Origin of the sequence: Arthrobacter sp. SO3, assembly GCF_020532825.1 — a bacterium.
In the GTDB taxonomy this organism is placed as follows: Bacteria; Actinomycetota; Actinomycetes; order Actinomycetales; family Micrococcaceae; genus Arthrobacter.
Window position 1 is genome coordinate 1 of record NZ_MQTS01000201.1, and the last position, 9,969, is coordinate 9,969.

The following is a 9,969-nucleotide window of genomic DNA, read 5'->3' on the forward strand; positions in this document are numbered from 1 at the left end:
CTAGCAGGGGCGGGCGGGGAAAAGTCCCGGCAGGCACGGCCGCGGTGGTCGTGCCCGCCGGGACTTTCTTCGTTAAGGTGGGCGGATGAGCGAATCCCTCCGCCAGTACCTCCGCGCCTTGCCCGATTTTCCCGAACTGCTTCCGGACTTCGACCCGGCCGGTGCCCCCGCCGATCCGGCGGAATTGTTCCGGCAGTGGCTCGACGAGGCGCTGGTTGCCGGTGTCCCGGCGCCCAACGCCTGCAGCCTGGCCACGGCCGACGAGCTCGGGCGGCCCTCGTCCCGGATGCTGATCCTGAAGGACATCGACGACGACGGCTGGCACTTCGCGACGTCCCGCGCCTCCCGGAAGGGCCGGGAACTCTCGGCGAACCCGCAGGCCGCACTGAATTTCTACTGGCAGCAGCAGGGCCGGCAGGTCCGCGTCGCCGGCGGCGTTATGGAGCTGTCCGCGGCGGCGTCCGCGTCCGACTGGCACGCCCGCCCCGGTGCGGACGGCAGCGACAACCCGGACTGGCAGTTATATGCCCTGCGGCCCCGGGAGATCGAGTTCTGGCAGGCCCGGCACGACCGGCGGCACATCCGTCACCGCTACGGCCAGGCGTCCTTCGGCTGATCCGGGAATATTCAGGCTGCCCGGTTAGGATGATCGCCATGACCACCATCACCCCGGAACAACTCCTGGCAGAACTCCGCAAGGCCGCCGGCGCCGTGGCCGGAATCACCGCCACCTTCTCCGACGCGGACATCAAGGCGCCCTCGGAACTGCCGGGCTGGACCCGCGGCCACGTCCTGGCCCACATCAGCGGCATCGCCAACGCGATGGCCCGCCAGCTCGAATTCGCCGCCCGCGGGGAAAGCATCGAGCTCTATGACGGCGGCTACGAAGGCCGGACCCGCGCCATCGAGATGGCCGCAGGGCACACCCCGGCGGAACACCGGGCCGACGTTGATGCCGCCCTGGACCGGGCCCTGCGCGCTTTTGAAGCGCTGGACGATACCGGCTGGCATTCACCAATCAGCTACCGCGGGGGAGTCGTTGTCGACGGCGGCCTGGCCCTGTGGCGCGAGCTCGTCATCCACGCCACCGACCTCGGGACCGGCCGCGGCCCGGAAACCTGGAGCCGGCCGTTCTGCGAGCACCTCTTCGATTTCCTGGCCGCACGGGTACCGGAGGGCCAGCGGTTTGTCCTCCAGCCGCTAGGCCTGCCGTCCGCGGCCATTGGTACCCCCGGCGGCCGGTCGACAGCCATCAATGGGATGCTGACCGACATCGCGGCCTGGCTGGCGGGACGCACGCCGACGCTCGGCAGCCTGCGTGCCACCGCAGCGGCCGACGGCGTCGTCCTCCCCGAGCTGCTGCCGTGGCCCGCCGGGGTGCCGGCCACCCGCTGACAGCCCCGCGAGGTGCGATTTCGCGCCCATGGTCTGCCGCAACATGGGCGCGAAATGTCACCTCGGCGCGGATTGTTGGAGCGCCTCCGCGTGCTCCCGGTCCAGCAGGCTTTCCTTGATGGCCAGACCCCAGCGGAATCCGCCCAGACTGCCGTCGGTGCGGATCACCCGGTGGCAGGGCACGAACAGCGCGGCCGCATTGAAGGCACAGGCGCTGGCCGCGGCGCGCACGGCTTTCATATTCCCGGCGAGCTCCGCGTACTCGGTGTAGGTCACGGGGTGTCCCGGCGGGACGGTCCGGAGCATCTCCCAGGCATGGCCCCGGAACGGCCCGGATTTCTGCAGCACCGGCACCGCCATGGCCGGTCCCGGATTTCCGGAGTAGAACTCCTCCACGGCCTCGGAGATCGCACCGAGCCCGGTGACGGTTTCGAATGCGCCCGGCAGCAGGTCCGCGTGGATCTGCCCGGTCAGCTCGCCGGGATCGGCGGTCCAGCCGGATGCGAGTACGGCGCCGTCACGGGCAATGATGGTGAAAGGACCGTCCGGGGTGGACAGGGTCAGCAACTGGGCGTTCATGATTTCGCTTTCTTCGGAGTCTGCGCTGGGGACTGTGTCGGCGTCTGTGTCGGCGTCTGCGGCGGCGCAAGGGATGCGGGCCGCGCCGCGGACCGGGCGGCCGCTGCCGCGCGCCAAAGGTGCATCGTGGCGTAGGAGCGCCAGGGGCTGAGCTCACGGAAGTCAGGGCTCAGGCTTGATTCGGGGGCCACCGCGGCGCCGCCGGGTGCCGGGGCGAGGGCGCGGATCCCGTTCCGCACGGCCGCGTCGTTGGCCAGGAAGATATCGGGGGCGCCGATGACGCGCATCGCGACGTATCCCACTGTCCACGGGCCGACGCCGGCGAGGGGCAGCAGTTTGGCCTCCAGCCCGGGCAGGTCGTCGCCATAGCCGAAATCGAGGTCTCCGGCGGCCATCGCGGCGGCAGCACCACGGACGGAGTCGATGCGCCGCTGCGGGCCGCGGATCAGTGTGAAACCGGTCTCCGCGATCTGCGCCGCCGTGGGGAACAGCCGGTCCAGCCCGTCCGCCGGAACCAGGCTCCCGCTTCCCGCCGCGGACAATGTGGTCAGGGCGGTCCGGGCGGCGGCGACGGTGATCTGCTGGCCGATCATCGCCCGGATCAGCAGCTCTTGCGGGTCCACCGCACCCGGCATCCTGATGCCGGCAGTGGCCGAGATGCTGGCCGCCAGCCGCGGATCGGACCCCAGCGCGCCGTCGATGGCTACCGGGTCGGCGTCGAGGTCCAGCAGCCGGCGGACCCGGCTCAGCAGGGAGGGCAGGTCCCGCAGGTCGACGGCGCCGATCGTCAGCACCAGCGGACAGCCCGGGGCCCCGGCGTCGTAGTCCACGCGGAAACGGGCATCGCCGTGGGCGAGCCGCAGCGTCCGGGCATAGGAGCTGGCGGTTCCCTCCTCGATGCCCGGGACGGCACGGACAGCGAGGAACGCAAACACGCCCGGATCGAACGGCTCCCGGTACGGAAGGTTGAGGGTCAGCGCCGTGGACGACACCGCGGCCGAGGCCGGCGACCGCGGGTGCCGGGCGGTGGCCCGCAGCGCGGACGGGGTCATGGCGAAGACCTCGCCGATGGTCTCGTTGAACTGGCGCACGCTGCTGAAGCCGGCGGCGAAGGCAATGTCGGCCAGCTTCATCGTTGTGGAGACGAGCAGCGTGCGGGCGGTCTGGGCCCGGCTGGCCCTGGCCAGGGACAGCGGCCCTGCACCGAGTTCGTGGCTCAGGATCCGGTTGAGCTGGCGCGAGGAGTAACCCAGCCGGGCCGCGAGCCCCTCCACACCGTCGCGGTTGATCACACCGTCGTTGATCAGCCGCATGGCCCGTCCCGCGACGTCGGAGCGCAGGTTCCAGGCCGGCGTGCCCGGGACCGCCTCCGGCAGGCAGCGTTTGCAGGCCCGGTAGCCCGCCTCGTGCGCGGCGGCGGACGTCTCATAGAAGGTCACGTTCCCCGCTTTGGGGGTCCGGGCCGGGCACGAGGGCCGGCAGTAGATGCCCGTGGTGCGGACAGCGGTGTAGAACTGCCCGTCGAACCGGGTATCCCGGGCATCGATTGCCCGGTAGCGCTGCCAGAAGTCCATGAGTTCATCCTGCCAGCTTCCCGGGACGGCTGCTAGCGGAAATCGGACACGGCCGTGGAGGTGACGGCGGTCCGTTTGTTAAAGCTGTGGAGGGCACGGCGGTCCGTTTGTTAAAGTCGGAGGATGGGTTTGATGCCTCCTGCCACGGTGCCTGGCCGCGGACTGTCTGCCGACGGGCTGCGGGAGCTCCTGTCCGCTGATGCCCGGCAGGTGGCACCGCTGCTGCTCGGGGCGGTGCTGACGCATCAGGGGCGCGACGGTACCGTGTCCGTGCGGATCACCGAGGTGGAAGCCTACCTGGGCCCGCACGACTCGCTGCACCCGGACCCCGGCTCGCACACCTTCCGCGGCGCCACCGCGCGCACTGCCCCGATGTTCGGCCCGGCCGGCCATCTTTACGTCTATTTCACGTACGGCCTGCACCACTGCGCCAACCTCGTGTGCGGCCCGGAAGGCACTGCCTCAGCTCTGCTGCTGCGGGCCGGCGAGATTGTGGCCGGGGAGGAACTGGCACTCCGCCGCCGGCCGACGTCAAAATCCCCGAAAGACCTGGCGAGCGGCCCGGCCCGGCTCGCCACAGCGCTCGGCATCACGACGGCGGACAGCGGCCGGGACGCCCTCGCGGCCCCGTTCCGGCTGGAACTTCCGGCCGGACCGTCCGGGGACATCAGTTCGGGACCCCGCGTTGGGGTCTCCGGCGCCGGGGGCACCCATGACTACCCCTGGCGGTTCTGGCTGCGCGGGGACCCGACCGTCTCCCGTTACAAGGCGGCGAAGGTGCGCCCGGCATAGCGGGGCGCCGGCGGCGGCACTGTGAATCCCCGGGGACCGGCAACGGGGGAGGTGGAAGAACGGGGGACGGTGAAGACTGATGGGTGAGGGCAAACGCGGGAAACCACGCAGCGAGCTCGAACGGCTCGAGATCTTTGAGAAGCTCGCCGCCGACTACTTCCGGATGGTCGAGCTCTTCACAGCCGATGACGGGCCGGTGCCGCCGGACTCCGTCGAGGGGGAGCGCCGGCAGTGGGTGAAGCTCTTCCGGGCGGCCCTGCTGCGCAAGTTCATCGTCCGGGATGAACACGTATCCCTCAAGCTCGTGGTGCGGGCCCTGCGCCTCTGCAACCACGCAGCCGACCGCCGGCTCGCCGAGGGAACCGAACAAATTGTTGGCCTGTTCACCGCCGCGATGGTTCAGGGCCGGCAGCATGGGATGCCGGCACCAACCCCGGAGGACGGGCGCGACATTTTCGAGGACGTTCTCTACGGGCGGCTCCTGCACGGCGACGCCGACCGGTTCCACCGATCGGAATGGGCCCGGGACTACGACCGCATGAATGCTGCGGCGGCCCAAAGATTCGACGCGGAGCATGCGCTCGGCAAGGCGCTCGACGTCGTCAGATTCGGATTCGCGAACGACCTCCTGCGGTCTCCGGCCGCACCGGACAGCTACACGGGTCCAGCCAGTAAGGTTGACGGGTGAATCAACGCGAGCTCCACCAGAGAACCATGACCCGGAACGACACCACCACGCCGGTGGACGAGCTGATCAGCAGCCTGTGCGCCACCATCCCCGATTACCCCAAGCCCGGCATCGTCTTCAAGGACCTGACCCCCGTCTTCGCCGACGGCGCGGCACTGAAGGCCGTCGTGAACGCCCTGGTCGAGCCGTTCAGGGGCCAGTTCGACGCCGTCGCCGGGGTCGAAGCCCGCGGCTTCCTGCTGGCGGCCGCTGCCGCGTACGCCACCGACACCGGCGTCATCACCGTCCGCAAGGCCGGGAAGCTGCCGCGTGAAGTGGTCTCCGAGGACTACGCCCTCGAATACGGCAACGCCACCCTGGAACTGCACACCACGGACCTCGCGCCGGGCAGCCGGGTTTTGATCCTCGACGACGTCCTCGCCACCGGTGGCACGCTCGGCGCCGCCGTGCGCCTGTTCGAACGCTGCGGCGTCGAGGTGGCCGGTGTCGGCGTGGTCCTGGAACTCGGCGAACTCGGTGGCCGCTCGGCCCTGGCCGGCCACCGGGTCAGTTCCCTGCTGCGCCTGTAGCCCCTCCGCCGCCCGGCGACTGGATCTGCCGCCGCCCGGCGACTGGATCTGCGGCCGCCCGGCGACTGGATCTGCCGCCGCCCGGCGACTGGATCTGCGGCCGCCCGGCGACTGGCCCTGCGGCCGCCCGGCGGCTGGCCCCAGGGAAGACTGGACGGCTCCGTGCGCCTCGGTGGAATGCCTGCAAAAACTGACAGTGCCGATGGGGAGAACGAAATGGTTGTAGAATGGTTGGTCTGTCTTTTTCGATAGGGGAACGTTCGATGCACGACGCTGATTTGGCCCATGAACGCGACTATGTGGCCGGACTTTACGCCCGGCTGGATGAGCTGCGGGCGGAAAAGCGCGCCCAGCTGGCGCAGGTACGGCGCGCCGGTGCGGTGGGCACCATGCAGAACGTCTCGGAGCGGGACGCGTTCGCCGCGCTCTACGAGGACCGCCTGGCGCAGCTCGACGCCGTCGACGACCGGCTCGTGTTCGGCCGCCTCGACCTCGACTCCGGCGAGGCGCAGTACATCGGCCGCATCGGCCTGACCACTGAGGACCTGCAGCGCCTCATGCTGGACTGGCGCGCCCCCGAAGCCGGCCACTTCTACCAGGCCACCGCATTCGACCGGCAGGGTGTGCGCCGCCGCCGGCACCTGATCCTGCAGGGCCGCGAGGTCAAGGCAGTCGAGGACGACGTCCTCGACGCCGACCTGCTCGCCGACAACGAGTCCCTCCAGGGCGAGGGTGCCCTGCTGGCGGCCTTGAATTCCAAGCGGACCGGCCGGATGTCCGACATCGTCGGGACCATCCAGTCCGAGCAGGACCGGATCATCCGCTCCTCGATCTCCGGTGCCCTCGTGGTCCAGGGCGGTCCCGGAACCGGCAAGACCGCCGTGGCGCTGCACCGTGCCGCGTACCTGCTCTACACCCACCGTGACCGGCTGAAAACCGCAGGCGTCCTGCTGGTGGGGCCGTCGTCGTCGTTCATGAAGTACATCGAGCGCGTGCTGCCATCGCTGGGCGAAACCGGCGTCGTGATGGCCAGCGTCGGCCGCCTGATGCCCGGCATCCACGCCGTCGCCGAACCCGAATCCGAGGTCGCGGCCATCAAGGGCCGGCTCGACATGGCCGAGGTCGTGGCGAACGCCGTGGCCAACCGGCAGCGCATCCCGGCGGAAAACCGCATCCTTGAAGTCGACGGCCGCAAGCTTCTCCTGACTCCCCGGCAGGTCCGCCGCGCCCGGGACCGGGCCCGCTCCACCGGCAAGCCGCACAACGAGGCCCGCGTTTCGTTCGTGAAGATCCTGCTGCGCGAACTGACCGAACAGATGACGGAACTTGTCGAGGCCGGCAGCATCGGAAACAACGCCGACCGCTCCTACCTGGCAGAGGACGTCCGCTCCGCCCGCGACGTCCGCATCGCCCTGAACCTGTGCTGGATGCCGATGACGCCGGAGAAGCTCATCGGGGAACTCTTCAGCAGGCCGGCGATCCTGGAGGCCTGCACCCCCAAGCTCACCCCGGCCGAGCGTAAGCTGCTGCTCCGGCCCGCGGATGCCCCGTGGACCGAAGCGGACGTGCCGCTGCTGGACGAGGCCGCCGAACTCCTTGGCGAACTCGACGCTGCCGCAGGCAGGGGACTGGCCCAGCAGGAGCATGACCGCGCCCGCGACCTGGCCAATGCCAAGCAGACGCTGGTGAACATGGAAACCGCTGGCGTCGACGTCCTGATCTCCGCCGAAGAGCTCGTGGACCAGAACCAGGAACGCGAAGCCCGGCTCACGGCCGCCGAGCGCGCCACGACCGACCGGAGCTGGGCGTTCGGGCACATCGTGGTGGACGAGGCCCAGGAGCTGTCGCCGATGCAATGGCGCCTCCTGGTCCGCCGCTGCCCACTGAAGTCCTTCACCATCGTGGGCGACATCGCCCAGACCAGCTCCGTGGCCGGCGCCAATTCCTGGCAGGGCGCCCTGGCACCCATGTTTGGCGACCGCTGGCAGCTTGAAGAGCTCACCGTCAACTACCGCACGCCCTCGCAGATCGCGGAAGCCGCCGCCCGGATGGCCAACGCGGCCGGACTGGTGGTCTCCGCCCCGAAGGCTGTCCGGGAAGGCCGCTGGGCGCCCGTGATCGACCGGGTCGAGCCGGGCCAGATCATCGACAAGCTCGTGGAGGTCCTGCCCGAGGAGCTCGCCGCGCTGGAGGGCGGCCTGCTGGCCGTCATCGCCGACGGCGAGCTGCTCCCGGAAGCGACCGCCGCGCTGCGCGCCGTCTACGGCCGCCGCGTCGGCACGGACGCGGGCAGCTACGTGCAGGACATCGTGGTGATCAGCCCCCGCGAGGCCAAGGGCCTGGAGTTCGACGGCGTCGTGGTGCTGGAACCGTCCGCGATGCTCAACCATGAGCACGGCCGCGTCGGGGACCTGTATGTGGCCATGACCCGGCCCACCCAGCGGCTGCGCCTCATCGCCGCCGCCGGGGTCCCGGCCGGCATCGAGGACTGAGTCCGGCCGTCAGGCGCCGGCTCGCCTGACGGCCGGCCGGCTGGCCGCTGACCCCCTGGCCGCTGAGCCGCCTGGCCGGCGGTCGGGCCGCCGCCGGACGGTCACACGAGCTGGGTGTGCGCTGATCCTGCTAACTTAGATTCCGTGTCCCAGCTAAATGATCTCCGTTCCCAGCAGAATGACCCCAGCTTCGCCAATGTCTGGCAGGAGCTGAAATGGCGTGGCCTCGTCCACGTCTCGACAGATGAGGCGGAGCTCGAGAAACTGCTCGCCGGCGATCCCGCCACCTACTATTGCGGCTTCGATCCCACCGCCCCGAGCCTGCATCTGGGAAACCTGGTCCAGCTGCTGCTGATGCGCCGGATCCAGCTGGCCGGCCACCGGCCCCTTGGCCTCGTCGGAGGCTCCACCGGCCTGATTGGCGATCCGCGGCAGACCGCCGAACGCGTCCTCAACACACCCGAGACTGTCGCCGAATGGGTCGGGAAACTCCACGAGCAGGTCCAGCGTTTCCTCAGCTTCGAAGGTGACAACGCGGCCCGGATGGTCAACAACCTCGACTGGACCGCTCCGTTGAGCGCCATCGACTTCCTGCGGGGTATCGGCAAACACTTCCGGGTCGGCACCATGATCAAGAAGGACATTGTGGCCAACCGTCTGAATTCGGATGAGGGGATCAGCTACACGGAATTCAGCTACCAGATCCTCCAGGGTATGGACTACCTTCAGCTGTTCCGCGATTACGGCTGTGTCCTGCAGACCGGCGGTTCGGACCAGTGGGGCAACCTCACCAGCGGCACCGACCTTATCCGCAAGGTCGAGGGCAAACACGTCCACGCGCTGGGTACGCCCCTCATCACCAATTCCGACGGCACGAAGTTCGGCAAGAGCGAGGGCAACGCCATCTGGCTCGATCCGGAGATGTGCAGCCCGTACGCCTTTTACCAGTTCTGGCTTAACACGGCGGACAGCGACGTTGCGGCACGCCTGAAGGTTTTCACGTTCCTCAGCCGTGCCGAGATCGAGGCGCTCGAGACGTCGGTTGCCGATCGGCCATTCGCCCGCGAAGGACAGCGCAAGCTGGCCTACGAGGTCACCTCCCTCGTCCACGGTGTGGATGCCACGGAGAAAGTCATCGCCGCGTCCGCAGCGCTGTTCGGCAACGGTGACCTTGCGGCTCTTGACGAGGCCACGCTACGGGCTGCCACGTCCGAACTTCCGTCCGCCACCGTCGACGCCGCCGGCCTGGGCATCATCGACCTGCTGGTGGCGACCGGCCTGTCGGACAGCAAGTCCGCCGCCCGCCGCACAGTGGGGGAGGGTGGCGCCTATGTCAACAACGCCAAGGTGGCGGATCCGGACGCTGTTATTGCAGCGGACCAGCTCCTGCACGGACGTTACCTGCTGCTGCGCCGGGGCAAGAAGAACCTGGCAACCGTGGAAGTCTCCGCGGCCTAGCCCGGCGCCCAGCCCCACCCGCACGCTCCTTGCCGACCCGGTTGCAAGGTCGGGAAGGAGCGTGTATTGTTTTTTGAGTCGCCACCGATGAGTGGCGGCCAACCCCAACAAAAATATGAGAAGCAATTCTTCTAGTACTTTCGGCTCTCCGGAGCACGGAGTGCAGAAATGAAAAATGTGCTTCACATTCTGCTGGGTTGATTTATTCCATCAAATGAAATTTGGATGAAAATCCGGATTTGCAAAGTTGATATGAATGAAATAAGCTTGAAATATCGCAGCGAAGAAAAGCCGGAACAAAAGAATTCAATTACATTGAATTGTTTCTGTTACTACTTTGAATGTGTCTGTTGTTTGAGAACTCAATAGTGTGCCAAGTTTGTTGATACCAATTTATTGTATTGAATTGGTTGAATTGACTG

At 68.3% G+C, this 9,969-nt stretch carries 9 protein-coding genes; 7 read left to right on the plus strand and 2 right to left on the minus strand.

All coding sequences use genetic code 11. The annotated features are described in order from the left end of the window. Positions 1–85: 85 nt before the first annotated feature. Both BJQ90_RS18745 and BJQ90_RS18750 read left to right on the plus strand, forming a co-directional pair. Positions 86–616 carry a pyridoxal 5'-phosphate synthase gene (locus BJQ90_RS18745; protein ID WP_226761715.1) on the plus strand — a complete coding sequence of 177 codons (531 nt, stop codon included), beginning with the start codon at positions 86–88 and terminating at the stop codon, positions 614–616. Between the two features lie 38 nt (positions 617–654). Next, on the plus strand, positions 655–1,395 hold the full coding sequence (locus BJQ90_RS18750; protein WP_226761716.1) for a maleylpyruvate isomerase family mycothiol-dependent enzyme: 741 nt from the start codon (positions 655–657) through the stop codon (positions 1,393–1,395). Between the two features lie 57 nt (positions 1,396–1,452). On the opposite strand, the gene BJQ90_RS18755 is transcribed toward BJQ90_RS18750, so the two are convergent. Together BJQ90_RS18755 and BJQ90_RS18760 are read right to left on the minus strand one after the other, a co-directional pair. Continuing rightward, complete coding sequence (locus BJQ90_RS18755; protein ID WP_226761717.1) at positions 1,453–1,974, minus strand: methylated-DNA--[protein]-cysteine S-methyltransferase; 522 nt, start codon at positions 1,972–1,974, stop codon at positions 1,453–1,455. Further along, positions 1,971–3,548, minus strand: a complete 1,578-nt coding sequence (locus BJQ90_RS18760) for an AlkA N-terminal domain-containing protein (RefSeq protein ID WP_226761718.1) — start codon at positions 3,546–3,548, stop codon at positions 1,971–1,973. The genes BJQ90_RS18755 and BJQ90_RS18760 overlap by 4 nt, the downstream gene beginning before the upstream one ends. A gap of 132 nt (positions 3,549–3,680) precedes the next feature. On the opposite strand from BJQ90_RS18760, the gene BJQ90_RS18765 reads away from it, so the two are divergent. The 5 genes from BJQ90_RS18765 (at position 3,681) to tyrS (ending at position 9,547) form a co-directional block, all read left to right on the plus strand. Further along, entirely contained in the window at positions 3,681–4,340 is a 660-nt protein-coding gene (locus tag BJQ90_RS18765; protein WP_226761719.1) for a DNA-3-methyladenine glycosylase, read from the plus strand. A gap of 79 nt (positions 4,341–4,419) precedes the next feature. Further along, positions 4,420–5,028: a hypothetical protein gene (locus tag BJQ90_RS18770; protein ID WP_226761720.1), complete on the plus strand. Its 609-nt coding sequence runs from the start codon at positions 4,420–4,422 to the stop codon at positions 5,026–5,028. Positions 5,029–5,054: 26 nt separating this feature from the next. After that, positions 5,055–5,597 (plus strand): adenine phosphoribosyltransferase, encoded by a 543-nt coding sequence (locus tag BJQ90_RS18775; protein WP_226761721.1) that lies wholly within the window; start codon positions 5,055–5,057, stop codon positions 5,595–5,597. A 263-nt stretch (positions 5,598–5,860) separates the two neighbouring features. Then, positions 5,861–8,089: a HelD family protein gene (locus BJQ90_RS18780; protein WP_226761722.1), complete on the plus strand. Its 2,229-nt coding sequence runs from the start codon at positions 5,861–5,863 to the stop codon at positions 8,087–8,089. A 144-nt stretch (positions 8,090–8,233) separates the two neighbouring features. Further along, the gene (gene tyrS, locus BJQ90_RS18785; protein WP_226761723.1) at positions 8,234–9,547 is read left to right on the plus strand and encodes a tyrosine--tRNA ligase; all 1,314 of its coding nucleotides are present in this window, start codon (positions 8,234–8,236) and stop codon (positions 9,545–9,547) included. Positions 9,548–9,969: the final 422 nt, after the last annotated feature.